Origin of the sequence: Ignatzschineria ureiclastica (assembly GCF_003121845.1) — a bacterium.
Lineage (GTDB): Bacteria > Pseudomonadota > Gammaproteobacteria > Cardiobacteriales > Wohlfahrtiimonadaceae > Ignatzschineria > Ignatzschineria ureiclastica.
This window is the reverse complement of the sequence record NZ_QEWQ01000001.1, coordinates 189,440-215,400: the sequence shown is the minus strand read 5'-3', so window position 1 is coordinate 215,400 and position 25,961 is coordinate 189,440. Positions and strand designations below refer to the sequence as shown.

The window sequence follows — 25,961 nt, the reverse complement described above, 5'->3', positions numbered from 1 at the left end:
TTTTTTTAACCCCCACAATATCTGTTGAAAAACATTTTTATTAAACCAAATTTACTATAAAAAATGCGTATCTCATTTGAGGGATACGCATTGTTATTATAGTAATATCGGTTCAAAAGAAGTTTATTCAAATGCCGGCGCATCAGCTGATCGAGGCAAGGAAACTGTTCTATCCGGCATCTTGCAAGTGTTAGTGAGTCAAGTTTTATGTTCTTTTAAAACCCCACAATAGCCGTTTACAAACCATTTTTCTTAAACCAAATTTACTATACTTTATTTCCATTCTATTTTTAAAATATCAAAACCTTAAAATGTGGGTTTCAGATAAGAGAGCCAACGGCGTTCACAATAGCGGAAGATTGCAACTAATGCAAAAGTCAAAATGAGATAGACGATTGCGGCAATTAAGAATGGGATAAAAGGTGAATAGGTAATGCTATAAACCTTACGAGCCCAACCAAGAATATCCACTAGAGTGAGAACTGATGCCTGCGCGGTGCCATGGAGCATAAAGATTACTTCATTGCTATAAGCGGGTAATGCGCGTCTAAAACCTGAAGGGAAAATAATGCGTCTAAAGAGCGTGAATTTATTCATCCCAAAGGCAATCCCTGCTTCAATTTCTCCTTTAGGTGTATGCTTAAGCGCTCCTTTAAAAATCTCAATAGTATAAGCACATGTATTGAGTGTAAATGCAATTAAGGCGCATTTGTAAGCATCTGTTAAGACATTGTCCCATAACCAACCACTATTGCGCACAGCTTCAAATTGCCCGAGCCCAAAGTAGATAAGGTAAATTTGCACCAAAAGCGGTGTTCCCCGAAAGAAGTAACTAAATGCTTCAATTGGTAAGCGAATCATTTTATTCTTAGACAGTGAAAAGATCGATAAGGGAATGGCAAAAAGCAAACCAATAACAGAGGCAATTACGGTAAGTTTTATTGTTAGCCAAATAGCCGGTAGAAGATCCGGTAATTCTGCAATAATATCTTCCATCATAGCGATGATACCTCATTTGTAAAACCGGTACTGTAGTGTCTCTCTAGAAACTTAATGAGCAGAATCGAAAGAGTCGTCAGTACTAAGAAGCCAACCGCTGTCACCATATAGAAATCAAAAGTCATACGTGTTGCTTTACCTGCATTATTAGCGATAAAGACAAGATCATGTAGTCCAATCAAGGACACTAATGCGGTCGTTTTAAGCATCACTAACCAGTTATTACTCAGACCCGGAAGAGCAAAACGCATTGCCTGTGGGAAGATCACTCGGCGATAGAAATGGGTTTTTGACATCCCTAAAGCGATACAAGACTCAAATTGCCCTTTCGGAACGGCCATTAAAGCGCCGCGGAATGTTTCAGAGATAAAGGCTCCAAAGATCAAACCAATTGTGATAATGCCTGAAACAAAGGGATTAAGAAAAATCGGACTCAATCCCATTAAGTCTGTCAATTCATTGAGAAGTGTTTGTAATCCAAAGAAGAGCAGAAATATCAGGACAATATCGGGAATACCGCGAATAATAGTCGTATAGGCCTTTGAGATAAAACGCAATGACCGAAGTGAGCTAAAGGAGAGTAGGGCGGAACCTAATCCTAAGGCGACAGCGATAATAAACGACAATATCCCTAAAGTAATAGTGATGAAAAACCCCTCAAGGAGTGAGGGGCCGTATTGAATTATCTCACTCAAAGTTATTCTCCGAAACTATCTTTTAACTCAACGACTCGGTTAAAGATAAGCCCTTCATATTTTGAATCACGGGCATAGTAACCAATACGTTCAAACTGATAAGCCTCTTCAATCGGCGCATCAACAAGGGATGGTTCGCCTTTACCATGAATAACCTCTAAGGAATCATGATTGATATAGTCTGTGAGTTCCCCCGGCATTGCATTAGGGTTCTTCTCGGTAAAGAGTACATCATAGTTATGAATTGTGATATCAACCGCATCTTTTGCAGAAACCCATTGGATAACACCGCGCGCTTTAGCCCCTTCGACATTTTTGCCCAATGATCCAGGGACAATCTCGGCAATGATCTCGATAATATTATCCGCTTCATCTTTGACGATATCGGTCGCTTTGATGATATAAGCGCCTCTGAGACGAACAAAATCGCCTAAGACTAAACGTTTATACTTCTTATTAGCACTTTCTTGGAAGTCCGCACGATCAATATAGAGTGTATTACTGAAGTTGATTTGACGGGTGCCGCGGGTTTCATCTTGTGGATGATTGGCAATATCTAAAAGCTGATCTCCTTCAAGATTCGTTAAAGTGACTTTTAGTGGATCAAGCACAGCCATTCTACGATTCGCTTTCTCATTCAACACATCTCTCATCGCTTGGCTAAATTGTTGTAGCTCAATGAGGTTTTCTGATTTGGTCACACCTATACGATCACAGAATAGACGGATCGCTTCCGGAGGGCATCCACGACGACGGAGGCCTGCGATCGTCGGCATGCGAGGATCATCCCAGCCATCTACAACTTTTGAAGTCACAAGAAGCGTTAATAGGCGCTTAGACATCACATTATATTCAATATTGAGGCGTGAAAACTCATATTGATGAGGGGTATGTTGCATCTCTGCATGTTCAACGCACCAATCATAAAGCGGGCGATGGTCTGCAAACTCTAAAGAGCAGAGAGAGTGAGTAATTCCTTCGATCGCATCCCCAATAGAGTGCGCTAAATCATACATGGGATAGATGCACCATTGATCGCCCGTTTGGTGATGGGTTTCATGACGAATGCGATAGAGCGCAGGATCACGTAGATTGATATTAGGGGAAGCCATATCAATCTTGGCGCGGAGAATTTTTTCCCCATCTTTAAATTCCCCTTGACGCATTCTCTCGAAAAGATCGAGATTTTCCTCAATAGAGCGATTGCGATAAGGTGATTCGATTCCAGGTTCAGTTAATGTCCCGCGCATTGCACGGATCTCTTCGGCACTACTGTCATCAACATAGGCAAGCCCTTTTTTGATCAGCTTGACTGCGATTTCATAAAATTTTTCGAAGTAATCTGAAGCATAATGTAGAGAATCCCACTTAAAGCCGAGCCATTCTACATCTTTCTTGATTCCTTCAACATATTCCACTTCTTCTTTTGTGGGATTGGTATCATCAAAGCGAAGATTGCAACGACCGCCATAATCTTGGGCAATACCGAAGTTTAGACAGATAGCTTTTGCATGTCCGATATGTAGATAGCCATTAGGTTCAGGTGGAAAACGGGTATGAATATCTGAAGGTTTCCCATATTTACCGCTTTCGAGATCCTGATCAATGATTTGGCGAATGAAGTTTGTACGTACAATATTATCAGACATAAACCGAACGACCTTTATCTTGTAATTATTCTAAATTTTAATAAGTGTGATTCAAATAGCTAGAATATTAGCACGTTTCCTAATAATTTTCGATTTTAAAATCACATAGTCGGCAGTAAGCCATAAAGGGAGAAATAATAAAGAGACAATCTCTAAAAATCATTAATAAAGAGTGTCTCTTTGCGGTAATAGTAGTTTTCGCTAATATCCCTATTTTTGATGCAATCACTGCTTATTCTTGATGCTTTAAGACGTCGGCAATGCGATCGATATTATGTTTAAAGAGGTGTAAATAGGTATCTGCTTCAGGGGAATCCGTTAATGCATCTGAGTATAGTACGCCCCCATTTTCAAGTTTGAGATCTTGCGCTAATGTTTTAATAAAGCGAGAGGGTGCGATATTTTCACTAAAGATAGCGCGGATATCTTCGGCTTTCACAAGTGCATAGAGTTCGGCCATCTTTTTCGCAGAAGGTTCAGCGAGCGGATTGAGATTAGAAACGGCGATAAAATGCAGGTCATATTGCTTCGCTAAATAACCAAAGCTATTGTGAAGCACCATTAAATGAGCCTTACGATTTGCAGGTAAGGTGTCATTGGCATATTGATTGAGTGCTTCTAAATCTGTTTTATAAGTTTGGAAATTATTGGCAAAATAGGGCGCTTCTTCCGGAAGCGCAAGGCTTAATCCTTCACGAATATTATCTGTCATAATGACAACATTGAGTGGATTTTGCCAAATATGTGGATCAAAATCACCATGGTCGTGGTCGTGGTCGTGGTCGTGGTCGTGGTCGTGGTCGTGGCTATGCTCATGATCTTCTACCATTGCATGTGCTTGTTCATCTGTATGATGATCCTCGTGATCGTGATCGTGATCGTGATCGTGATCGTGATCGTGATCGTGATGAGCATGCGCTTCGCCTTCCCAAGAGAGTAGCGGGACATTACGACTTGCATCGATCACGATCCCTTCATAATTGTTGGCTTCTAAAATACGATTAAGCCAACTATCGAAACCTGCCCCATTGAGCACAACAACATCTGCTTGTTGAATCGTTAAGATATCTTTGGGCGTTGGCTCAAAGCCATGGGCTTCTTGGTTGCGACCAATAATAGAGGTAATTTCCACCTCTTTTTGTCCAATATTATGAGTGAGATCTTCTAGAATGGAGAAGCTCGTGACCACTTTTAAAGGGGCACTTAATGCCAGGGAAGAAGAGAGTAGCAGAGTGCTAGCAGTAGCGAGTAGTAGACGTTTCATAAGTTATCCTTTGGTAAATAGAGGCAAGTTTTTTATCTGATCAGTAAGTGATCAATTTTTATTATAAGTTATAAAAAACCCGTACAGTGACCGGCATTGATGTCGATTCATTATACGGGATTATTTGATTTTGGCGCGCCCAAGAGGAATTGAACCTCTGACCTTTGGCTTCGGAGACCAACACTCTATCCAACTGAGCTATGGGCGCTTAAGAAGTTTGTTATTATACCATCAATATTTTTTCAGCAAAGCAAAATTTTAGCAAACCTAAGCTATTGCCGAACTTCTACTCGATATTTTGAATTTGTTCGCGGATCTGCTCGATTAAGACCTTGAGATCAACACCTATTTGCGTGAGAGCAACATCTTGGGATTTAGAGCCTAGGGTATTGGCTTCTCGATTGAGTTCCTGCGTTAAAAAATCAAGGCGACGACCAATCGGTTCTTTCCGTTTAAATACATTCTTCATCTCAGCAATATGAGCCGTTAGACGGTCAATCTCTTCATCAATATCGAGTTTTTGAATCACATAGACGAGTTCTTGCTCAAGGCGTTGAGGATCATGCTCAATATTGAGATTTTCAAGGCGAGTACGAAGACGTTGCTCGATCTTCTCAATTGCAACGGGGCGTTGTGCTTTTGCTTTCTCCACTAAGGCTTCCATTTGTGCAAGACGCTCTTCAATCATCTGCTGTAGGCGCGCACCTTCTCGTTCACGATGGGCGATAAACGCAACTAAAGCCTGATCAAATGCGAAAAAGAGCGGTGCTTTAATCGATTCTGCATCAACACTAGAGGCTTTCATCACGCCGGGAAGTTGCATAAGCTGTAATGCGGTCAGTTTGCTATCAGCACCGAGGAGCGCATTCGCTTCAGCATGAATTGCTAATAGAGATTGTGCAATTGCTGGATTGAAGTGGAGGTTGCTATGTTCAGCATCATCAAAATCGATCCGAATCCCTACTTCTACTTTACCGCGTGAAATGGCGTTTTGTAATTTTTCCCGTAGTTCAGGTTCTAATGCACGCAGAAGATCCGGCATTTTGAAGGTTGGATCAAGGTAGCGATGATTTACGCTACGAATTTCAAGACTCAATTGCCCGATCTCAGTGGGCGCAGTTTCACGGGCAAATCCCGTCATAGAACGTAACATAGTATCCTTTATGAATATTTTATAATGTGAAACGATTACGCATAATATTAAATCGCCCGATATTATAGCATCTCTCTAAAGGCTTATCGGGCAAAATAGCTCAAATCATCGGCGCATAACAGTAACGGTAAAGCAGTTGATAGGTTGCCTCTAATGATTTTTGGTGTGTGCGTTCAAGGGCATGAGATGACTCAATGCCGGGGCCAATTAAGGCATGACGTAGATCTAATCCCGCGCGCATTGCCGCTGAGGCATCTGAACCATAAAAGGGATAAATATCCACTTGATAAGGGATCTCTGCATCATCTGCTAATTGGATAAGTTGATTCGTCAATTGATAATGGTAAGGACCGGAAGAATCTTTCGCACAGATTGAGACCGAATATTCATCCGTTGTCTGCCCATCGCCCATCGCGCCCATATCAACTGCTAAATATTCAACCACCTCACTCGGCACCGCAGAATTGCCACCAAAGCCAATCTCTTCATTATTCGAAAAGTAGAAGTAGAGAGAGTAGGGCAATTGTGGTGTATCTTGTAGTTGTTTAATCAGTGCTAAAAGCAGGGCAACACTTGCTTTATCATCTAAATGTCGTGATTTAATAAAACCATTAGGCGTATAGTGAAACCGAGGATCAAAAGAGACAAAATCCCCAGTCCCAATTCCTAACGCTTGAGTTTCAGCTTTTGTGTGACTTTCAACATCAAGGCGCACTTCGATATGCTGATCATCTCGAGGAATTTCACCTGATTTAGAATAGACATGCACCGAAGTTTCATGGAGTAAAATAGTACCGGTAAATGTGTCGCCTTTACGGGTATGAATCGTGCAATATTCCCCTTCCACGGCATTCCAATTAAAGCCCCCGATCTTACTCAATTGCAATCGCCCATCTGCTTTGATCGATTTGACCATCGCCCCAAGCGTATCGACATGCGCAGTTAAGAGGCGCGCCTGTGTTCGGTCTTCACCGGGAATATGAGCAATAATTGCCCCTTTATTCGTTTTCCGAATCTCAATTTTGAGTTCAGAGAGACGCTCGGTAATGGCACTTAAAATCGACTCAGTAAAGCCCGAAGGTGAAGGAATCTTCACCATCGTTTCAAGTAAGGCTAAAACTTCAGCGGAAGGGAATTGTGGGATTGTAGCTCTATTGACCATTATTGTAGAAATCCTTGCCATATCTTTGACGTGATAAAATCGCCGTTACTAAGCATGTTACTACATGTTATTCAGCGCTGTTATTGAGCGTGACGACTCTGCCAAACATTAATTAATGCTTCAATCAGATCTTTCCCTAAGAAAGTTCCTTTTTCCGCATCAATTTGACGAATACCTGTGGGGCTTGTCACATTGATTTCGGTAAGGTAATTACCAATTACATCAAGTCCGACAAAATAGAGTCCCCGTTTAACGAGTTCAGGGCCCAAGGTTTGGCAAATTTTAAGATCATGGTCAGAGAGCGCTTGGACAACACCGGTTGCACCTGCCGCAAGATTGCCACGAGTCTCATTTTTTGCCGGTACACGCGCTAAAAGATAAGGTGCCGGTACGCCATTAATCAGAATAATACGTTTATCCCCTTTTGTAATCTCAGGAATATAACGTTGTACCATCACCGATGTCTGCCCATGTTCTGTCATGGTTTCAAGAATGACATTGAGGTTTGGATCATCAGCTTTCACTCGGAAAATTGAGCTGCCGCCCATGCCATCTAGTGGTTTAACAATGGTATCTTGATGTTCTGCAATAAAGGCTTTGATATGATGACTTTGACTACTGACTAATGTCGTAGGGCAGAGCTCAGGGAACCAAGTAGTAAACATCTTTTCATTGCAATCCCGAAGTGAACGGGGATTGTTACATACTAATGAACCTTGCTTTTCAATAAGTTCAAGTAGATAAGTCGTATGGATATAGTGCATGTTGAAAGGTGGATCTTTACGCTGTAGCACAATATCATTCGGGCCAAAGGTGAAGTTCTCCGGCGCTTCCACATCATACCAATCCTGCTCAGATGCGAGTTTGTTCTCGCCGGCAAGTTTTAGATGAACTCGCTTCGCAGTTGTGTGAACCGTCCCCTCTTTGAGGTAGATTTGTGGTTGCTCGGTGTAGTAGATCGGTAAGCCTAAGCTATGTGCGCCCATCATCATGCCAATAGTGGTATCTTTTTTGGCAGGTAATGTATGGATTGGATCGGTAATAAAAATAATGCGTAGGTTCGATATGTTCTTGGTTGTCATAGTGATTCCTCTAGCTTTAGCATAATGCTAGTAGTCATTGATCATCGTTAACTTGTTACTGTAAATGTGTTACTGTAAATGGTTATTGTAAATTATGATCGCAAATGATGGTCGTAAATAATGGTTGTGATAGATCTCAGTATATAGCAAATATCGATAGGATAATTCGCTTAAAATGGGGAGCGAAGGCGATCTATTGACCAATCACCAATGGAGCTATGAATCGAGGCGATAACCGCTAATGCTGCTGTTTCTGTCCGTAAAATCCGTTCCCCTAATGTGACATTTTTGGCGCCATGTCGATCAAGTAGCTCAATTTCACGTTCACTTAATCCTCCTTCTGGCCCAATGATAATAGTCAATGTTCGATCTGATTTTTCGTGATCTTCCGAGAAAAATTCAGGGTCTTCAGCTACGACATCATGTAGGAATTGCCCCAGAGAAGAGAGCGCTGAGGGCGCTAACGTTAGGACTAAATTATGTTCACTCGGATGGATATTGGCAAGCCAGCCATCAAGAGAAACAGGTGCGTTGAGTTTAGGCGGAATATTTAACCCACATTGTTCACAAGCAGCGGTAATGATATGGCTCCAACGTTCTAGGCGTTTATCTACTTGATCGGCTTTTAGATGGATTACGCTACGTTCTGTCGTAAGCGGTGTGATTTCACTCACTCCTAATTCGGTACTCTTCTGAAGAATAAAGTCCATTTTTTCGCCTTTGGCGAGGGATTGTAATAGATGGATCTTGATTGAACTTGAACGATTTACCGGATTATATTTTTTGATTTTGACGGTAAGGTAACGTTTGGTGATTTCAGTAATAATGCCATGATATTCTCCACCTTTGCCATTAAAGAGTACAATCGGATCACCCTCACGACTACGAAGCACTCGGGCAATATAGTTGTAATCATCATCTTTGAGGCTAAGATCTTCTCCAATGTTTAGAGGGAGGTTTAAAAAACGACGTATCATAGACCATCAATCCTTTATAAATGTTGATAAATAAAAGGCGTTTAATCCATTCGACTAAGCGCCTTTTTAGCCAGATATTGGTTATTCGTACTACTGATTGCGTTGGCGAGCAAGATCAGCAATCGACAAGCTATCATCTTCTTCATCGTAATCAGCATCATCTAGCAACATTTCGCGTTCATGTGCAGATTTAATATGTTTTACGCCGCGATCTTTAAGCTGTTGATTACGGTATTGGATATACGCTTCACGTTGGAAAACATAAGGATCGAGTGCGGCTGATTGCGTTACTGAGCCGACATCTAATAGCTCGCTTCGTAAATTCACAACCCCCATTACAAGTACTCCAAGATCTACCCACTCATTGAATGCATAGGTATAAGGTGTTGCAAAAGCATCAGAAATTACACCGACGGTATCACGTGAAGTAGATGGTCCCATAAAAGGTACTACAAGGTAGTTACTATTTGCCCAACCCATTTTCGCATAGGTGGTGCCCATATCATTCACACGTTTAGGCGGTAAGTTGAAGAGCTCTGTAACATCCACTAAACCTAATAGACCAAAGGTTGAGTTAAAGACAAAACGATGTAAGCTCTCAAGAGAAGCGGTGACTTCGCCTTGGGTTAAATTCACAACCATATTGCGTGTATCACCAAGGTTATTGAGCGCATTACCCACACCTTTACGAACGGTTTTAGGTACAATTTTGACGTACCCTTTGGCAACCGGTTTGGCAATAGCATTATCTACCGCGGTATTAAATCGGTAAGTAGGGCGGTTAAATCCCTCATAAGGATCGTAAGGATTTGGTGGATTGCCCGCACAAGCCCCTAGAAACGAGGCAGCAACAAATAAACCTAAGTATTTTAAATATTTCATAAAGCGAATATTCTCAGTTGTGAATAGATAGGGTGATGTAACTTTAACGTTTTATTGTGTCATAAAATAGACTGTTTTTGATAGTAGAATCTTAATTATGACAACGATCTCAAATTTTACAGTGCCTGATATTAATCATATCAATATCTTGCTATGAAAAGGCAATATCTTATTAAGATTTAAGACCAATTCCTTTGTGAAGTAAATAGTAAGCAACGCCAAAAAGCACGACAAAGAAACCGATTAATAGTGTGATAGCGGTCCAGATATTGATATCTGAAACGCCTAAAATACTATAACGGAAAGCACTCACCATATAGAGTACCGGATTAAAGTAAGAGAGATTTTGCCAAAATGATGGCAATAACGACACAGAGTAGAATACGCCACCAAGATAAGTCAGTGGCGTTAAAATAAAGGTCGGAATAATCGAAATATCATCAAAGTTTCGCGCAAAAACTGCATTAATCAATCCTGCCAGTGAGAAGACCAACGAAGTTAAGAGAAATATTAAGATCATCAAGAAAATATTATCAATTGGCATATCAATAAAGAAGAGCGCGACAATGGTCACAATACCGCCTACCGCAAGCCCTCGAGCAACACCTCCCATCACATAGCCGGCAATAATGACAAGATTCGGTACCGGTGCAACGAGTATCTCTTCAATATGATGTGTATATTTTGCACTGAAAAATGAGGAGACCACATTTGAATAACTATTGCTGATGACTGTCATCATAATAAGGCCAGGCGCGATAAATTGCGCATAAGTCACGCCATCCATTGAACCCACTCGATCACCGATCACTTTACCGAAGATTAAGAAGTAGAGAATAGTGGTAATCAGCGGTGGCAGTAATGTTTGTGGCCAGATACGAATAAATCGATAAATCTCTTTGGTTAAAATAGTGTAGAACGCGATCCAATAGGTGCGATTACTCATGTTGGCCTCCTTCTAATGTGCTGTGATGACTGCTTTTTTGTGTGATACGTAAGAAGAGTTCTTCTAGTCGGTTAGATTTATTACGCATCGTATCAATTTTGATATTTTTAGTATTGAGCCCCATAAAGAGATCGTTAATTGTATACGGTTTGGTGATCTCAACCTCTAAAGTCATAGGATCAATCACTTTTAAACGAATCCCCTCAATTTCAGGGAGTTCCTGAATCTCTTCGCTCAGATCTAGGATAAAGGACTCTGATTGTAATTCTCTAAGAAGTGAACTCATCGAGCTTCTTTGCACGATTTCGCCATGATTGATAATGGCGATGTTTTTACACATCTGTTCTGCTTCCTCAAGGTAATGGGTCGTGAGAATAATCGTAGTACCGGATTGATTGACCTTTTGCATTAACTCCCAGGTTTGTCGGCGAATTTCGATATCAACGCCGGCAGTGGGTTCATCAAGAATGAGTAGACGAGGCTTATGCACAAGCGCACGTGCAATCATTAAGCGACGCTTCATTCCGCCTGATAACTCTCTTGCCATCACTTTGGCTTTATCTGAAAGATCGAGTAGTGCTAGTAATTCGGCTGTCCGTTTTTTCGCTTCTGATCGGGGAATCCCTAAGTATCCCGCTTGATTAATGACAATCTCTTCGACGGGTTCAAAAGGATTGAAGTTAAATTCTTGCGGCACTAAGCCGATCATCGATTTAGCAAGATTTTTGTTTTTTTGCGCATTAACGCCAAAAATTTCCACATTTCCAGAAGAGGGTTCTACCAAATCTGTGATAATCCCGATAGTGGTGGATTTTCCGGCACCATTGGGGCCGAGTAGGGCAAAGAAATCGCCCTCTTTGACTTCAAGATCAATTCCCTTAAGCGCGACTTTGCCATTTTTGTACTGTTTTTTTAGATTGGTAATTTTAAGTGCTAATGGTGTTGTACTCATCATAATTCCTCTCGCTAAGTGATCATTGATCTGTTTGATCAATATTGCAGTGTATTATAAGGTATTGAAGTAAATGATAGAAATTGATTCTTGGATAACCTTATTTTGAATTTTCCAAATAAAAACGCTTTTACAGCAGAGCTTTCGCCGTAAAAGCGCTTTAGGATTATTGTAGATTTCTATATATTTACGATAACTTAATCGCGTGTGCGCTTTGGCGCCGAACGTTCAAAACGGCCATTATTATTGTCTCGGCGGTCGTTATTGCGGTCATTACCACGACGATCGTTGCTACGATTATCGCGGTCACCAAAGCTACGGCGCTCGCCATCTCTGTTGAAGCTTCTACCTTCAGAACGGTTGCGGTCGTTGCTACGGTCATTACTACGACGATCGTTGCTACGATTATCGCGGTCACCAAAGCTACGGCGCTCGCCATCTCTGTTGAAGCTTCTACCTTCAGAACGGTTGCGGTCGTTGCTACGGTCATTACTACGACGATCATTGCTACGATTATCGCGGTCACCAAAGCTACGGCGCTCACCATCTCTGTTAAAGCTTCTACCTTCAGAACGGTTACGGTCGTTGCTACGGTCATTACTACGGCGATCATTGCTACGATTATCGCGGTCACCAAAGCTACGGCGCTCACCATCTCTATTAAAGCTTCTGCCTTCAGAACGGCTGCGATCGTTATTGCGGTCATTACTACGGCGATCATTGCTACGATTATCACGATCACCGAAACTACGGCGCTCGCCATCTCTGTTAAAGCTTCTGCCTTCAGAACGGTTACGGTCGTTATTACGATTATCGCGATCACTAAAGCTACGGCGCTCACCATCTCTATTAAAGCTTCTGCCTTCAGATCGGTTGCGATCATTACTGCGGCGATCACTGCTACGATGATCACGACTCAATTCTGCCCGGCGTTCTCTTTGGCTACCGCTTACTCGTCGAGCTTTAGAGCGTTGACGCTCTGTTTTCTCATCGAGGACGACACGTTGATGCTCAAGACCGACAGATTCCACTAATTCTTTGAGTGTTTCAGGATCGATATCGATAAATTGACCTTCTCTAAGCCCTTTTGGAAGTTCGACATTGCCATAACGAATACGGATTAGGCGCGAAACCATTAAGCCTTGTGATTCCCAAAGACGGCGAACCTCACGGTTTTTACCGCCTTTTACGGTAACATGGTACCAAAAGTTCGCACCTGTACCGCCAGACCAAAGGATCTCTTCAAATTTAGAAACGCCATCTTCAAATTCGATGCCATTACGCATATTATCTGCCATTTCATCGGTAAAATCGCCGATAACACGGACAGCATATTCACGTTCAAGTTCATGAGAAGGATGCATAAGTCGATGGGCAAGCTCACCATCATTCGTCACAAGTAGTAAACCTTGGGTATTAATATCCAAACGACCTACGGTAATCCAGCGGCCTTGACTAATACGTGGCAGGCTATCGAAGATCGTTGGGCGACCTTCAGGATCGTGACGTGAAGTGATTTCACCTTCAGGCTTATAATAGATTAAAACTCGGCGTTCTTGTTGCTCATTGCTGATCTCGACTTTGCGACCATCAAGCGTGATATTCTCTGTACCATCCACTTGGCAGCCAAGGATTGCGGTTTCGCCATCTACTTTGATGCGACCTTCGCTAATCCAATTTTCAACTTCTCGGCGCGAACCTAATCCCAGGTTTGCTAAAACTTTTTGTAAACGTTCTTTCATGATGTCCTTAAAATAGGAATTTTAAATAGAGCTTATTATAGCCGATTCTCTAAGTGAATAGTAGAATCGGCGATAGAAAAGCTTTGTTAGTAGAAAAGAGCGCCTTGATAAAACGCTCTTTTCATAGAAATAATATCTTTCTCAATGATCCTTACTGAGTGAATTAAAAGAAAATTTTAAGAGAATTTGAAAGCAACTTTATCCATTGCGATTTCTTAAAAGTATCTCCAGGATCTTTTGCATAGGCTTCTCTTATTTTTTCGCCTTCAATTTACCTTCTTCGCCTTTGAGTAATCTTTCGATATTGCCTTTATGACGATAGATTAAGAAGAGATCCATAATGATCACTGCCCAAACCGTTGCGCCCGAAGCATCAAAAAGGTAGAGAAAAATAGGTGCGGAAATAGCCGCAATAAGTGCGGAGAGTGAGGAGATTTTGCTAATTGCAAATACAACAAGCCAAACACCAAAAGCACAGAGCGCTACAAGCGGGCTTAATCCAAGAATTGCACCAAATGCTGTTGCAACCCCTTTTCCGCCTTTAAATGCGAAGAAAACAGGATAGAGATGCCCCAAAAATGCGGCAACGGCCACGAGAGAAATGGTGAGTGCCGATTCCCCAAGAAGCCGAACGATCAACACCGGAATCAATCCCTTTAATAGATCCCCAAGTAGCGTGAGTGCTGCAAGCTTTTTACCACCGATACGCATCACATTCGTTGCGCCAGGATTGCCAGAACCTTCGGTGCGTGGATCAGGAAGTCCTGCTAAACGGCAGAGAATAATGGCAGAGGAGAGCGATCCGATTAGATAGCCAAGAATGATAAAGATAATGCCAAAAATTGAAGTATCCATAATTGATCTCAAGGGTAAAATTATTGCTTAGTTTCTCGTTTATTTTCGATATAGTCAAAAAAACGTTGAACCCGTTCCGGTTTTAAGGTCTTGGTCATCGGCGGTAGGCTCTCTAAGAAGCGTTTACCATAACGACTTTTTGAAAGTCTTGTATCGGCAATAACCAATACACCATAATCATCATGATCGCGAATCAGTCGACCAACGCCTTGTTTTAGGGCGATAATCGCTTTCGGTAGCTGATAGGTATTAAATGGATCATAACCTTGCTCTTTGATCAGTGCCATTTTCGCTTGTTCGATCGGGTCAGCCGGTGAAGCAAAGGGGAATTTCTCAATAATCACACAAGAGAGTGCATCACCCTTCACATCAACCCCTTCCCAGAAGCTCATTGTGCCAAGTAAAATGCCATTGCCGGACTCTTTAAACTTCTCAATGAGTGCCATTTTCGGTAGATCCCCTTGTACAAAGAGCGGATAATCAACCCTCGATTGTAATAACATTTTCGCTTCATTCAATGCTCGATAGCTCGTAAAGAGAATAAAAGCGCGCCCTTTAGTGGTTTCTAAAATCGGAATAATCGTCTCGATCATCTCTGGTAAGAAACGAGGATCATTTGGAAGCGGTAGATGATCTGGATGGTAGAGAAGAGAAGTGCGCGGATAATCAAAAGGACTATCTAATTTAAGGCTCTTTTTGCTACTCAATCCTAAGGGGCGAGCAAAGTAGTTAAAATCATCTTTGACGGCTAATGTGGCAGATGTGAAAATCCAGCTTGCTTGTAGAAGGCCACTATTTTTCCGAAATTGCTCTGAGATATCAAGCGGTGTTGAATGAAAAGTAATGGTATGGGTAAAGGTTTCAAGCCAATTAATGGCATTGACTGAATGTTCAGTTTTTTCGGCTAGTAATAGAATTTTCCAAGTGCTGATGTACTCTTCTAATCTTTCTAATAATTTGGCAAAAGATTGCGCCCGGACTTTGAGGGGCTCGCAGATATCATGGAGATGCTTTAGGATATCATACACTTCTTTGTAGAGATCGGTAATCGCGCCGTTTTCGGCAAAGTCCGCTAAGGCATAACGTTGATTATAGGAGGGGAGCGCTTTACGCAGTTCTACTAATGCTTTAAAGAGGGCATCAGCCGTCACATCGTGTTCACTAAAATCAGAGGCTTCAACCGCAACGCTTTTATTCAGATCATCAACCCAATCATGAAGTTGTTTAGTAGAGAGGTGCGTGCTAAAGAAAAGTCCAGCAGTTTCGGCTAATTGGTGCGCTTCATCGATAATGATGATCTCTGCTTCCGGTAGCAATTCCCCAAAGCCTTCTTGTTTGAGGGCTAAATCCGCACAGAGAATATGATGATTAATCACAACGAGATCTGCATCCATCGCTTTTTTTCGGGCTTTAAACACAAAACACTCTTCAAAATCGGGGCATTCGTTGTGCAGGCAATTTTCAGTTGTTGAGGTCACTTGTGACCACAAATCGGATTCTGTAATTCCGGAGAGCTGAGTCACATCGCCGATGCTATCTTGTTGAGCAAAGCGCTCAATTCGGAAAAATTGCTCTACTTGCCGTTTATTTTCAAAACGACCTCGAGCTCGCAATGTTTTTGTACGGTAGAGACAGAGATAATTACTGCGGCCTTTCAAAAGCGCTGTTGAGATAGGAAATTTAAGCGTTTTAATAAGTAGTGGAATATCTTTTTCAAAAAGCTGATCTTGAAGATGTTTAGTGCCCGTTGAAATAATCGTCTTCTGTTTGGAAAGTAGTGCAGGGACAAGATAAGCAAAGGTCTTACCTGTTCCGGTGCCAGCTTCTACTATGAGCGTCTCTTTCTCATCAATCGCTTCAGCAATGGCTGTTGCCATTAAGGTCTGCTCTTCGCGAGGCTGATAACCTTTGATTGCTTGGCTCAAAGGGCCATCTTTCGCGAAAAACTGCACTATATTCTCTCTATTCATGCCAATTATCTATGTTGTTTTACTATTGAAATTTGAAAAATTCGAAAAATTTGAAATATGGGAAAGGATCTACATGATCTGCCAATGAATTTAAATTGATAAATATAAATTGGTAAATATGTTTGCCATTATAGAACGATTTAACGCTTGATTCTAAGCAACTCATTTTTATTTACAAAATGGTCTATTCAGAAAAGGTAGATAATGGAATAGGATTATGGGAAATCTTGCTATATAGCGCTAGGTAAGAGTGGCTCAACCTCGATGTGGTTGGTTATTGATTATCTGTAGATTATATGCAGATTGTCCTCGATAAAATCGAAAGCTTTAAGAGGCGGGATCTATCAATATAGAGGAAATGGGTAAAAAGATAAAATTTATACTGTATTATTTTCACGCATCAACTAGAAATGACGATTTTATCGAACGCAATGGCAATATAAAAACGCTATCCCAACACTTATCCACAGCTTCTGTGGAAAGGTGGGGATAGCGTTTTAGGTATTGCTTTTATTGGCAATCAATTGATATGACGCTATTTTGTTTCTGTAGTGTCGTCTGTTTTTTGTGCAACGTCACCGCCGACAATAATAGTGACCATCTCGTCGGGGTTGACATGCGCTTTAAAAGCCGCTTGTATCTCTTCCGGTGTGATTGCCGCAACTTTTTCTGGCAAAGTCTCGTAATAATCTAGCGGTAAGCCATACGTTGCTAAGTTCAAGATAGAGTTTGCCTGTTTTGCATTACTATCTAGATCAAGCACCAATGAACCTACGAAATTATTCTTCGCACGTTGTAATGCCTCCGCTTCAGGACCATTGGCAATAAAATCACGAATCACCGCTTTTGTCTTATCAATTGCTTCATCTACGCTTGCATTTTTAGTAGAGAAACGAATAGAGTAAGGGCCTGCAATTGAAAGTGGCATAAAGCTACTATAGATGCCGTAAGTTAAGCCATCTTTCTCTCGAATAGTCGTCATTAACATTGAAGTTAAACCACTGCCACCTAAAAGATGGTTACCGACAATAAGCGGAAGATAATCAGGATCAAAACGATCAATGCCCGCTTGTCCTAAAATCACTTGTGTCTGAGGACTATCGAAATAGCGTTCAACGCGGGTAGGCGCTACTTTTTCATTTTTTTCTGCAAGTGCAGTGTGCGCTTCACCTTTTCCGAGGAGTTTACTCACTTGCGATGCAATATTTTTCGCTTCATCTTGGGAAAGATCGCCAACAAAAACAATTTTTGCTTGATTCGCATGATAGAACTGATCTCTAAATTGTTTCAGATCTTCTACTTTTAGCTTTTTCAAAGAGGCTTGAAGCATCTCTGAGGTCACTCCGAGATAACCATTAGGGTAGAGGGTTTGATAGTAGAGCTCTGAAGCAATAGATGCCGGATCATCGAGTAAGGCTTTCTCACCATCAATGGCTTGCGTAATTTCACGCTCAAAGATTGCTTCATCAAATTGTGGATGTGCTAATACATCATAAAAGAGCGTTAAGGACGGCTGAAGATGTGTCTCATCAGCTAAAGAACGTAAACTAAAGCGAGTCTGCTGTAAGTTGCTACTGACACCAATGCTGCTCTGTAGTTGATCAAGTTGAATTAAAAAGGCTTCTTCATCCAGTTCACCGCTGCCTTTTGTCATCATATTTGCCGTCATAGAAGCGAGACCATATTGCTCACCATCGCGAAAGCTGCCGGCATCGACCGCAACAATCAGATCGACAATAGGAATTTCGGGCGCATAACGATAATAAACATCGGCACCTTCTGCTGTTTTCCAAGTCTCCACTGTACGCGTTTTTGTTTCGCTTGGACTGTTGGCTGTTGCCGTATCAGCATGTGCTGTCCCTAGTAATAACGCAGTGGTTGTCATCAATGTGACAGCGATTTTTTTGAGATTAAGGCGTTTTGATTGGGCGTATTCTGTGAGTGGGAATAATTTATTCATGATCCGCTCCTTTTATGTCTGTTGTAGCTTCTTCGGTTGTAACAGCATCTCCCTCGATGAGTAGTGTGTTATCAGTGGTCTCATTGTTATTGAGGCGCTCACTACCGTTTTTATTGCTAGGATGCAACGTGGCAACGGTGGCAAGGTCATCTTGGAAATATTTTTGTGCAGTAGCTTGAATCATTTCCGGCGTCACTTGTTTTAAGAGTTCCACTCTTTTCTCGGCATTTTGCCAGCCTTCGCCGGTTGTTTCAGCTTGGCCGAGTAACATCGCTTGCGCATAGACGGAATCTTGTGCATAGATATTACTTGCTTCATAAAGACCGATAATACGATCAATTTCTGCTTGAGTGACAGGTTCGGTCTGTAGCTTCTGTAGTTCTTGCTTAAAGGCGTTCTCTAATGTTTCGAGTGAAATACCTTCTGCCGGGACACCGATGAAAGTAAAGGGCGTTGTATAACGAGCCCCATAATTATAGTAATTACCGGCTTGTAGTGCGATTTGTTGATCTCGCACTAACGCTTTTTCAAGACGAGAAGAGCGAGTACCATCGAGGATTAATGAGGTGAGCAGTAAGGTCGCAGCTTCCATCTCATTTTCTGTTTCATTGATACTAGGTGTTTTATAACCCATAAAGAGCACAGGAAGATTCGCCGGCAAGGCAAGATCAATTCGTTTTTCACCTGTTTGTGCAACTTCAAAATTGGCAGGTCGGACAATATTATCGCTACTTGGAATGTGACCAAAGTATTGATTCACCATCTCGATCGTTTTGTTCGGATCAACATCGCCGACAATGACAACGGTGGCATTATTAGGGGCATAAAATTGTTGATACCAATTTTGTAGATCCTCAAGCGACCAACCTTCAATCTCAGGCATCCAACCGATGACAGGATTACGATAGGCACTGGTGGTAAACATTGTTGCATTAAATGCTTCATAGAGTTTCGCTTGCGGATTACTATCGGTTCGTTGCCGGCGCTCTTCGGCAACAACAAGGCGTTCCGGTGTAAAATCGTCAGCGCGTAACTCAAGATTCTCCATTCTATCGGCTTCTAGTTTAAGCGCTGTCTCTAACTCCCAAGCGGGTAAGCTTTCAAAGTAAGCGGTATAGTCGGTGGAAGTAAAGGCATTATCTCGGCCGCCGAGGTTTGCGACAATGGTAGAGTGTTCATTTGGACCTAAAGTATCGGTGCCTTTAAACATCATATGTTCAAGCATGTGAGAGATACCACCTAAACCACGAGGTTCATCGACTGAGCCGACTTTATACCAGATCATTGTAGTTACGACGGGTGAGCGATGATCTTCCCGTACAAGCACTTTAAGTCCATTATCTAAAATAGTCTCATGAGTTTGATCGATAGTTGCAATCTCAGGGTATTGCTGCGCAAGTGCTACAGTTGAAAGTGTTAAAGAGGCTAACAGCATCGCTGAAAGTTTCTTCAATGAGTGAGATTTGATCATAATTCTCCTCCTAGATCAGAATAAGGGGTGTACAAAGCCGATATTATGGGGATGTTAGGCATCCACAGTGAGCGTTGTACCGGTAATAAAAGGTTCGGTAGGATCATTTAATTTCCATACTAAATCGATCACTTTACGGAGCTCTTTCGCATCAGGCGCGCCTTCAGGCATTACGCTCATGCGAAGGGATGAATTGATACAGATTGGATCAATTGCATTAAAAGCAATTTTGCCAGTAGATTCATTTTCAAGGGCAAAGAGCTTCATCAAAGTGTGTAATCCTGCTTTTGCAACCGCATAACTTCCCCAGTAAGCTTTATCACCAGAAGCGACTTCCGCATGATCGAAGAAGATCACAGATGCACGTTCTGATTGATCGAGTAGCGGTAACATTGCATGAGTTAAGAAGTATGGTGCATGAAGTCCAATTTGTAGACTATGATGCCACTTTTCAGGGGAGTTGTGAGCAAGCGGGGTGAGATAACCTAGATTAATGGCGCTATGGATAATTCCATCTAATTTGCCAAACTCTAGAGCAATATTTTGTGCAAGATTGTAGTAATCAAGATCGGTCACTTTGAGAAAGTCCATCTCAATAATCGCCGGCGTTGCGCCACCACGATTGACGATAATATCGTAAATAGGATTTAGCTTGGCTTCTTTACGGCCCATTAGAATGATTGTCGCTCCTTGATCTGCAAGACGTAAGGCAGACTCTTTGCCGATAGCGCCTGAAGCACCGGTAACTAAAATAACGCGGCCCGTTAATGGTTTGCTCATACTTTAAAAATCCTCATGATTAAACTAAATGTGACAGATATCGTAAATCGTATAAAGTCACTATGATATCAAATTACATCGCGCTACTTTTAAAACTCTTCAGTATGACTTCGATGTTGTATCAATTATTTCTAATTTAGAATAATGGGGATGATAAACGGATCTATCAAGTGTATCATCGGATTCTTTGTAGACTGAAGAGGCTTTTCAGTAGCCATTTATGCGAACCTGTCGTAACGCTATGAGGCGTTCATCTATCAATCGCCATAAAAAAAGGCTGCCGATGGCAACCTCTTATATGAATACTCTATATCGATACTCTCCATATAGATACTCTATATCGATATAGTTATTATCATTAATAATGAAAATAAGAATAATTATCGTTTTTTTGCATAGAGAAGATAATTCATGCTGACATCATCAGTCAGTGCTGCTACCCGATTAAAAGGATTATAGCTCATCCCTTGAATTTTTTTCACTTCAAGACCTGCCGCATCACACATCTCATAGAGTTCGAGAGGCGTAATAAATTTATTGTAATCGTGCGTTCCTTTGGGGACGATTCGTAATACATTTTCGGCTGCAAATACCGCTAAACTTTTAGCCTTAAAGGTTCGATTAATGGTTGAGAAGAAGATCGCGCCGCCGGGTTTTAACATCTGACTGGCAGCATTGATAATAGAGTGGGGTGAGGGTACATGCTCAAGCATCTCAAGACAGGTAATAACGTCGAAAGCCTCACTGTGCGATTCTGCAAACGCTTCGGCAGTCACTACTTGATAGTCAATTTGCAGAGCTGTTTGGGCCGCATGTGCTTTTGCAATCGCAATGGCATTAGGTGCCATATCAATTGCTGTAACATGGGCATGACGTTGCGCTAAACCTTCGGCAATGATGCCGCCGCCGCAACCAATATCAAGCGCTTTCTGATTATGCAAATCCACATAAGTATTGATAAATTCAAAACGGGTAGGATTGATATCATGTAGGGTTTTAAGCGGTCCATCCGTGTTCCACCAATCTTGATCGTTGAATTTTTCGATCTCATCCTGTGCGACATTTTGCATAGTTGATTCTCCTGTCACGTTATATCCGTGAACTATATTCGTGAAGATATAATTGTAAATGGGCATTGGTAAATGATGATGCAACTGACATGTCACATCCTAATCCATTTTAATGCCCCTTTATTTCGTTTTATTGAAGGTGCTTTATTATGGCGGTATGAATGCTATCTGTATAGGATTAGAGTACAGATTTTAAAGCTTCAGATCTGAGTGTATCAGAATTTTGCTCAATTGAGGCTTTAGCTGGTGCAATCACTGAGGTATTGATACTTTCAAGGAAGTTCTCAGGGATAAAGCCAGCAAGTGTATTCGCCCAAGATGAGGCAATCGGGCTTAATTTTGCTTGTGTCCAATATTCATTATCTTTGAAGGGTGATTCGATAATAAAGAGTGAAATAATGGCCACAATGAACATACCACGAAGTAAGCCGAAAAAAGCCCCGAGTAGGCGATCAGGCCAAGAGATATTGAATTTACGTAGTAAGAATGTAATGAGTAGATTTAATAACCCTAAAATAATCAATAAACCAATGAAGGTAATAGCAAAGCTGATGAGTGCACCGAAGATTGAATCCTCTCCGCTTAACATGCTCATGCTATTTCCAAAAAGTTTAGGGAGCATTTCACCAACAGATTCATAATATTTAACAGCGCCCACAAAGGCTAAAATCCAGACAATAAGTGAAAGTGCTTCAGAGATAAAGCCTCTGAAAAATGCCACAACAACTGAAATGGCGATAATGGCAATAATAACGGCATCAATAATGGTCGAAATATCCACGATGAAAAGCTCCTAGCATAACGCCCGATTGAATCGAGCGGTGGGAAATTTAAGGTATACGAATAACCGAAGGATTAATCCCTTCTTTTGAGTTTCGGGTGCGAGTTTTAATCTGTTCAGCGGCTTCTTTGGAAGCATAAGGACCTACTTGTACCCGATGAATGTTATTCTCTTTTTGAATGCGCACATTGTAACCTAATTGTTTGTATTGGTTATAAGTTTTCTGTGCATTTTCTGCTTTACCAAAAGCACCTAACTGGACATACCACCCTCCTTGAGTAGCCGGTTTTGCCGCAGATTTTGTCGCCGTTTGAGCAGGCGCTTTGCTATTTTGTGTCGCCGCTGGTGCTCGATTTTGGCTAGCTTGGCTACTAGAAACAAGCTCTAATTTAGGCGGTGTAGGCTCCGGCTTTTTAGCTGTATTTGCCGTAGCGGCTCCATTATTAGGTTTAGAGCTTGGTTTTTGTTGTGCTGTATTGTTGTGAGTCAGTGCTGCCGGTGCAGTTGCTTGTGTTGAAGCGTTAAAACCTTGTGCGATAGGGCGATTATTAGCGGGTGCAGGTGGTTTAACTTGTGCGGTTGCTTGCTCTACTTGTTGCCAAATTGCTTCATCTACCACTTCTACTGACGGTGCATTAGTCTCCGGAGCTGTAATATTGGGAAGCGTAACATTATTGCCTTGGCTAATGGTTCCTTGAGCAATAGTCCCCTGATTCCCCGGCGTGCTCTCAAGCACAATAATCGGTGGTGCTTGATTGCTTCCTGGGCGGATAGTCGCTTCTGGTGCTGTCGTCGTTGGTCTTTGACCTTTCGAGGCAGTACTTGGTAATTTGTCAGATGGTTGGAATAGTAATACGGCAATCAATGCAATAAGTGCGAGTAATACTACTGCGCCAACGATACGTTGTGTAATAGAATTTGAAGTAGTTTTAGACATAATTGTTCTCTTTAAACCAAGCGAGACTTTCCGCAATCATATGGAAAGAACCAAATACTAGGATAATATCATAAACTTGACAGTCACTTAAAGCAAGCGAGCAGCCCGTAGCAATTGTAGGGGCTTGTTGGGGCGCTTTTGCGATAAGCGGTGTGATTCTTGACGCTAAATCCGCTGCCGATTGTCCTCGATCTCCCTCAAGCGAAACGGTTACCCATTCATCAATGACCTGTGCAAGATGCGTAACTAATCCGGCAGCATCTTTATCTTGTAGCATGCCAAGAAGCGCGACGATTTTAATCGATTGGTTGGGCAATGCTTGATGACTCTTCTGTTTAATGGATTCTAAAAGCTCGCGTAAAGCTGTTGCCCCTTGCGGATTATGGGTAACATCAAGAAAAACTCGAGGAAAGTCTTGCCGGGTAAGTGCTTGGAATCGCCCCTCTAGTTTGACAGATTGCAAACCCGCTTGAATGGTGGCTTGATCGAAGGGTTTTGCTTTAAATGTAGGCTTTTGAATCGATTGAGAGAGGTAGAGCGCTGAAATCGCAGCGGCCGCATTTTGATATTGATGTAACCCCTGTAATTTCGGTGCGAGTAGTTGGATGGCAGAGTTTTCCTGCCATTGATACTCAAATTGTCCATTGTCTAATACATGGTAACGATAATCTTTGCCGTTGATGTAGAGCGTTGCTCTCTCTTGCTGTGCTTTATCAATAATTGCACTATCAGGCGTTGTTTCCGCAGTGACAACGAAAGCATGAGGCTTAATAATCCCCGCCTTTTCGCCGGCAATTTCGTGGAGAGTATTGCCTAATTGGGCTGTGTGATCAAGTCCAATAGGGGTAATGATGGCAATATCCGCATCTACAATATTAGTAGAGTCCAATCGTCCGCCTAATCCGACTTCAAGAACAGCAACATCAACTTTGGCTTCTTTAAAGATGATAAAGGCCGCTAATGTCGCAAATTCAAAATAGGTTAGGGTGATCTCGCCTCTTGCCGCCTCAATCTGCTCAAACGCCTTAATTAGTTGAGAGTCTGCTACTTCTTCGAGGTTGAGGCGAATACGTTCATTAAAACGATGAATATGGGGGGATGTGAATAGTCCGACTTCATAACCTGCTGCACGATAGAGGTTGGCAATGGTGGTAGACGTTGATCCTTTACCATTCGTGCCGGCAACGGTAATAATTAAAGGGGCAATAGGGGCAAGATTTAACCGCGCATATACTGTTTGAATACGCGCAAGTTTGAAATCCATCGAAAGTGGATGAATCGCTTCTAGATAAGTTAACCAAGATTGCAGGGAGTGTGTTGGCGCCATGATGATCTCGTATAGGGTAGATAGGGATAAGATAAAACCGCGTTATTATAGAACTTATCTAATCAAGAAAAAAGCTATCTTCTATTCGCTCACATCGTAATGGGATGTTTGAAGAAGATAGCTTGATATTTTTGAGAGTGATATCTTATTGTCTAGCAAATCAAAAGTTCATTTTAGTCAAAAGTTTTAATTAAAAAGCTTTAGTTAAAATCTGTAGCCTAAAATGATTAACCATTGATTAATTGACCTCATCTAAAGGTTGGCCTTGATGGGTTAATTTTGCAAGGATACTTGCGATCTCATTGCGGAGCTGCCGGCGGTCAATGATCATATCAATCGCCCCTTTTTCAAGTAAAAACTCAGAACGTTGGAAACCTTCTGGTAATTTTTCTCGAACGGTTTGCTCAATGACGCGAGGGCCTGCAAAACCGATTAGCGCTTGAGGTTCTGCGATATTAAGATCGCCTAACATGGCTAAACTTGCTGATACACCCCCAAAGGTAGGATCAGTCAAAACAGAGATAAAAGGAATATGCTTCTCATTGAGGCGTGCAATTCCCGCTGAGGTTTTTGCCATCTGCATGAGTGATGTTAAGCCTTCTTGCATCCGAGCACCGCCACTGGTCATAAAGGTGACTAAAGGGGCATTGTTTTCAAGGCTATAATTGACCGCGCGAATAAAACGCTCGCCCACTACTGAGCCCATCGAACCGCCCATGAAGTTGAAGTTAAATGCAGCAACCGAGATGGGCATACCTTTAAGCGTACCATGCATTGCAATTAATGCTTCTGTTTCGCCGGTGGATTTTTGTGCATCAGCTAAACGATCACGATAGCGCTTACTATCTTTAAAGTTTAAGAAGTCGACAGATTCAATCTCAGTCCCTAGTTCTGTTGCTGAGTTTTCATCTAAAAATGCAAGTAGGCGCGTACGCGGATCAATTCGCATATGCGCATCACATTTTGGACAAACTTGTAAGTTTGCGCTCAGTTCTTGCTGATAGAGAACGGCGTCACAAGAACGACATTTCGCCCATACGCCTTCGGGAACCGTACTTCCTTTTTTCTGGGTACGAATCATGGGAATTATGCGTTCAAACCAGTTCATTCAGTAACCATCCTTTTCTATTATTCATTAATGAATTTGTACCAATTATATATGAATTTGTTTGTGAAATAACACGAGGCAATTTCAAATTGACTTTTGATTTTCTCACAAATAGGCAAAATAGCCAACGAGGATTTTTATCCGATAGGTGGGAAGATCTTGAATTAAAGTGTAAACATGATTGCTATTATTCATTTTA

General features: G+C 41.7%; 22 protein-coding genes and 1 tRNA gene. All 23 read right to left on the bottom strand.

Annotation, left to right across the window (positions count from 1 at the left end):
* Positions 1–306 precede the first annotated feature (306 nt).
* The 23 genes from DC083_RS00840 to accD all read right to left on the bottom strand — a co-directional run bounded on the left by DC083_RS00840 (position 307) and on the right by accD (position 25,762).
* Positions 307–996 (bottom strand): ABC transporter permease, encoded by a 690-nt coding sequence (locus tag DC083_RS00840; RefSeq protein WP_373296732.1) that lies wholly within the window; start codon positions 994–996, stop codon positions 307–309.
* Positions 996–1,694 (bottom strand): ABC transporter permease, encoded by a 699-nt coding sequence (locus tag DC083_RS00835; protein WP_229822049.1) that lies wholly within the window; start codon positions 1,692–1,694, stop codon positions 996–998. Before DC083_RS00835 ends, DC083_RS00840 begins: the two co-directional genes overlap by 1 nt.
* Positions 1,695–1,696: 2 nt before the next feature.
* Positions 1,697–3,343 carry a glutamine--tRNA ligase/YqeY domain fusion protein gene (locus DC083_RS00830; protein WP_109188398.1) on the bottom strand — a complete coding sequence of 549 codons (1,647 nt, stop codon included), beginning with the start codon at positions 3,341–3,343 and terminating at the stop codon, positions 1,697–1,699.
* A gap of 232 nt (positions 3,344–3,575) precedes the next feature.
* A complete protein-coding gene (locus DC083_RS00825) occupies positions 3,576–4,607 on the bottom strand; it encodes a metal ABC transporter substrate-binding protein (protein ID WP_109188397.1) in 1,032 nt (343 codons plus the stop codon).
* 131 nt (positions 4,608–4,738) lie between these two features.
* Positions 4,739–4,815: transfer RNA gene (locus tag DC083_RS00820), tRNA-Arg, on the bottom strand.
* A gap of 78 nt (positions 4,816–4,893) precedes the next feature.
* Complete coding sequence (locus DC083_RS00815) at positions 4,894–5,760, bottom strand: YicC/YloC family endoribonuclease (RefSeq protein WP_109188396.1); 867 nt, start codon at positions 5,758–5,760, stop codon at positions 4,894–4,896.
* A gap of 100 nt (positions 5,761–5,860) precedes the next feature.
* A complete protein-coding gene (locus DC083_RS00810; protein ID WP_109188395.1) occupies positions 5,861–6,922 on the bottom strand; it encodes a M42 family metallopeptidase in 1,062 nt (353 codons plus the stop codon).
* Positions 6,923–7,002: 80 nt separating this feature from the next.
* Positions 7,003–8,004, bottom strand: a complete 1,002-nt coding sequence (gene gshB, locus DC083_RS00805) for a glutathione synthase (protein WP_189364506.1) — start codon at positions 8,002–8,004, stop codon at positions 7,003–7,005.
* Between the two features lie 170 nt (positions 8,005–8,174).
* Positions 8,175–8,981, bottom strand: coding sequence for a 16S rRNA (uracil(1498)-N(3))-methyltransferase (locus DC083_RS00800; protein WP_109188394.1), 807 nt, complete (start codon positions 8,979–8,981; stop codon positions 8,175–8,177).
* Positions 8,982–9,071: 90 nt separating this feature from the next.
* On the bottom strand, positions 9,072–9,863 hold the full coding sequence (locus tag DC083_RS00795) for an MlaA family lipoprotein (protein ID WP_109188393.1): 792 nt from the start codon (positions 9,861–9,863) through the stop codon (positions 9,072–9,074).
* Between the two features lie 172 nt (positions 9,864–10,035).
* Positions 10,036–10,809, bottom strand: coding sequence for an ABC transporter permease (locus DC083_RS00790; RefSeq protein ID WP_109188392.1), 774 nt, complete (start codon positions 10,807–10,809; stop codon positions 10,036–10,038).
* Positions 10,802–11,761: an ABC transporter ATP-binding protein gene (locus DC083_RS00785; protein ID WP_189364504.1), complete on the bottom strand. Its 960-nt coding sequence runs from the start codon at positions 11,759–11,761 to the stop codon at positions 10,802–10,804. Before DC083_RS00785 ends, DC083_RS00790 begins: the two co-directional genes overlap by 8 nt.
* A 197-nt stretch (positions 11,762–11,958) precedes the next feature.
* A complete protein-coding gene (rluB, locus tag DC083_RS00780) occupies positions 11,959–13,503 on the bottom strand; it encodes a 23S rRNA pseudouridine(2605) synthase RluB (RefSeq protein ID WP_109188390.1) in 1,545 nt (514 codons plus the stop codon).
* A 252-nt stretch (positions 13,504–13,755) separates the two neighbouring features.
* Positions 13,756–14,358 (bottom strand): glycerol-3-phosphate 1-O-acyltransferase PlsY, encoded by a 603-nt coding sequence (gene plsY, locus DC083_RS00775; RefSeq protein ID WP_109188389.1) that lies wholly within the window; start codon positions 14,356–14,358, stop codon positions 13,756–13,758.
* A gap of 20 nt (positions 14,359–14,378) precedes the next feature.
* Positions 14,379–16,328: a DNA repair helicase YoaA gene (locus DC083_RS00770; protein WP_109188388.1), complete on the bottom strand. Its 1,950-nt coding sequence runs from the start codon at positions 16,326–16,328 to the stop codon at positions 14,379–14,381.
* A gap of 535 nt (positions 16,329–16,863) precedes the next feature.
* Positions 16,864–18,288 (bottom strand): M16 family metallopeptidase, encoded by a 1,425-nt coding sequence (locus tag DC083_RS00765; protein ID WP_109188387.1) that lies wholly within the window; start codon positions 18,286–18,288, stop codon positions 16,864–16,866.
* Complete coding sequence (locus DC083_RS00760; RefSeq protein ID WP_109188386.1) at positions 18,281–19,759, bottom strand: M16 family metallopeptidase; 1,479 nt, start codon at positions 19,757–19,759, stop codon at positions 18,281–18,283. Before DC083_RS00760 ends, DC083_RS00765 begins: the two co-directional genes overlap by 8 nt.
* Positions 19,760–19,813: 54 nt before the next feature.
* Positions 19,814–20,539 carry an SDR family NAD(P)-dependent oxidoreductase gene (locus tag DC083_RS00755; protein WP_109188385.1) on the bottom strand — a complete coding sequence of 242 codons (726 nt, stop codon included), beginning with the start codon at positions 20,537–20,539 and terminating at the stop codon, positions 19,814–19,816.
* A gap of 380 nt (positions 20,540–20,919) precedes the next feature.
* Entirely contained in the window at positions 20,920–21,609 is a 690-nt protein-coding gene (ubiG, locus tag DC083_RS00750) for a bifunctional 2-polyprenyl-6-hydroxyphenol methylase/3-demethylubiquinol 3-O-methyltransferase UbiG (protein ID WP_109188384.1), read from the bottom strand.
* 178 nt (positions 21,610–21,787) lie between these two features.
* Positions 21,788–22,390 carry a CvpA family protein gene (locus DC083_RS00745; RefSeq protein WP_157954855.1) on the bottom strand — a complete coding sequence of 201 codons (603 nt, stop codon included), beginning with the start codon at positions 22,388–22,390 and terminating at the stop codon, positions 21,788–21,790.
* 49 nt (positions 22,391–22,439) lie between these two features.
* Positions 22,440–23,327, bottom strand: a complete 888-nt coding sequence (locus DC083_RS00740) for an SPOR domain-containing protein (protein ID WP_109188382.1) — start codon at positions 23,325–23,327, stop codon at positions 22,440–22,442.
* Complete coding sequence (gene folC / locus DC083_RS00735; protein ID WP_109188381.1) at positions 23,320–24,654, bottom strand: bifunctional tetrahydrofolate synthase/dihydrofolate synthase; 1,335 nt, start codon at positions 24,652–24,654, stop codon at positions 23,320–23,322. The genes DC083_RS00740 and folC overlap by 8 nt, the downstream gene beginning before the upstream one ends.
* A 238-nt stretch (positions 24,655–24,892) precedes the next feature.
* Positions 24,893–25,762, bottom strand: coding sequence for an acetyl-CoA carboxylase, carboxyltransferase subunit beta (gene accD / locus DC083_RS00730; RefSeq protein WP_026878549.1), 870 nt, complete (start codon positions 25,760–25,762; stop codon positions 24,893–24,895).
* Between the last annotated feature and the right edge of the window lie 199 nt (positions 25,763–25,961).

What these genes read in the sequence shown, in the direction of transcription:
- DC083_RS00800 (WP_109188394.1), bottom strand. Translation starts at nt 8,981, where the DNA reads ATGATACGTCGTTTTTTAAACCTCCCTCTAAACATTGGAGAAGATCTT.
- DC083_RS00755 (WP_109188385.1), bottom strand. Translation starts at nt 20,539, where the DNA reads ATGAGCAAACCATTAACGGGCCGCGTTATTTTAGTTACCGGTGCTTCA.
- DC083_RS00765 (WP_109188387.1), bottom strand. Translation starts at nt 18,288, where the DNA reads ATGAATAAATTATTCCCACTCACAGAATACGCCCAATCAAAACGCCTT.
- DC083_RS00790 (WP_109188392.1), bottom strand. Translation starts at nt 10,809, where the DNA reads ATGAGTAATCGCACCTATTGGATCGCGTTCTACACTATTTTAACCAAA.
- DC083_RS00840 (WP_373296732.1), bottom strand. Translation starts at nt 996, where the DNA reads ATGGAAGATATTATTGCAGAATTACCGGATCTTCTACCGGCTATTTGG.
- rluB (WP_109188390.1), bottom strand. Translation starts at nt 13,503, where the DNA reads ATGAAAGAACGTTTACAAAAAGTTTTAGCAAACCTGGGATTAGGTTCG.
- folC (WP_109188381.1), bottom strand. Translation starts at nt 24,654, where the DNA reads ATGGCGCCAACACACTCCCTGCAATCTTGGTTAACTTATCTAGAAGCG.
- DC083_RS00785 (WP_189364504.1), bottom strand. Translation starts at nt 11,761, where the DNA reads ATGAGTACAACACCATTAGCACTTAAAATTACCAATCTAAAAAAACAG.
- plsY (WP_109188389.1), bottom strand. Translation starts at nt 14,358, where the DNA reads ATGGATACTTCAATTTTTGGCATTATCTTTATCATTCTTGGCTATCTA.
- DC083_RS00815 (WP_109188396.1), bottom strand. Translation starts at nt 5,760, where the DNA reads ATGTTACGTTCTATGACGGGATTTGCCCGTGAAACTGCGCCCACTGAG.
- ubiG (WP_109188384.1), bottom strand. Translation starts at nt 21,609, where the DNA reads ATGCAAAATGTCGCACAGGATGAGATCGAAAAATTCAACGATCAAGAT.
- DC083_RS00760 (WP_109188386.1), bottom strand. Translation starts at nt 19,759, where the DNA reads ATGATCAAATCTCACTCATTGAAGAAACTTTCAGCGATGCTGTTAGCC.
- gshB (WP_189364506.1), bottom strand. Translation starts at nt 8,004, where the DNA reads ATGACAACCAAGAACATATCGAACCTACGCATTATTTTTATTACCGAT.
- DC083_RS00825 (WP_109188397.1), bottom strand. Translation starts at nt 4,607, where the DNA reads ATGAAACGTCTACTACTCGCTACTGCTAGCACTCTGCTACTCTCTTCT.
- DC083_RS00770 (WP_109188388.1), bottom strand. Translation starts at nt 16,328, where the DNA reads ATGAATAGAGAGAATATAGTGCAGTTTTTCGCGAAAGATGGCCCTTTG.
- DC083_RS00740 (WP_109188382.1), bottom strand. Translation starts at nt 23,327, where the DNA reads ATGTCTAAAACTACTTCAAATTCTATTACACAACGTATCGTTGGCGCA.
- DC083_RS00810 (WP_109188395.1), bottom strand. Translation starts at nt 6,922, where the DNA reads ATGGTCAATAGAGCTACAATCCCACAATTCCCTTCCGCTGAAGTTTTA.
- DC083_RS00795 (WP_109188393.1), bottom strand. Translation starts at nt 9,863, where the DNA reads ATGAAATATTTAAAATACTTAGGTTTATTTGTTGCTGCCTCGTTTCTA.
- accD (WP_026878549.1), bottom strand. Translation starts at nt 25,762, where the DNA reads ATGAACTGGTTTGAACGCATAATTCCCATGATTCGTACCCAGAAAAAA.
- DC083_RS00830 (WP_109188398.1), bottom strand. Translation starts at nt 3,343, where the DNA reads ATGTCTGATAATATTGTACGTACAAACTTCATTCGCCAAATCATTGAT.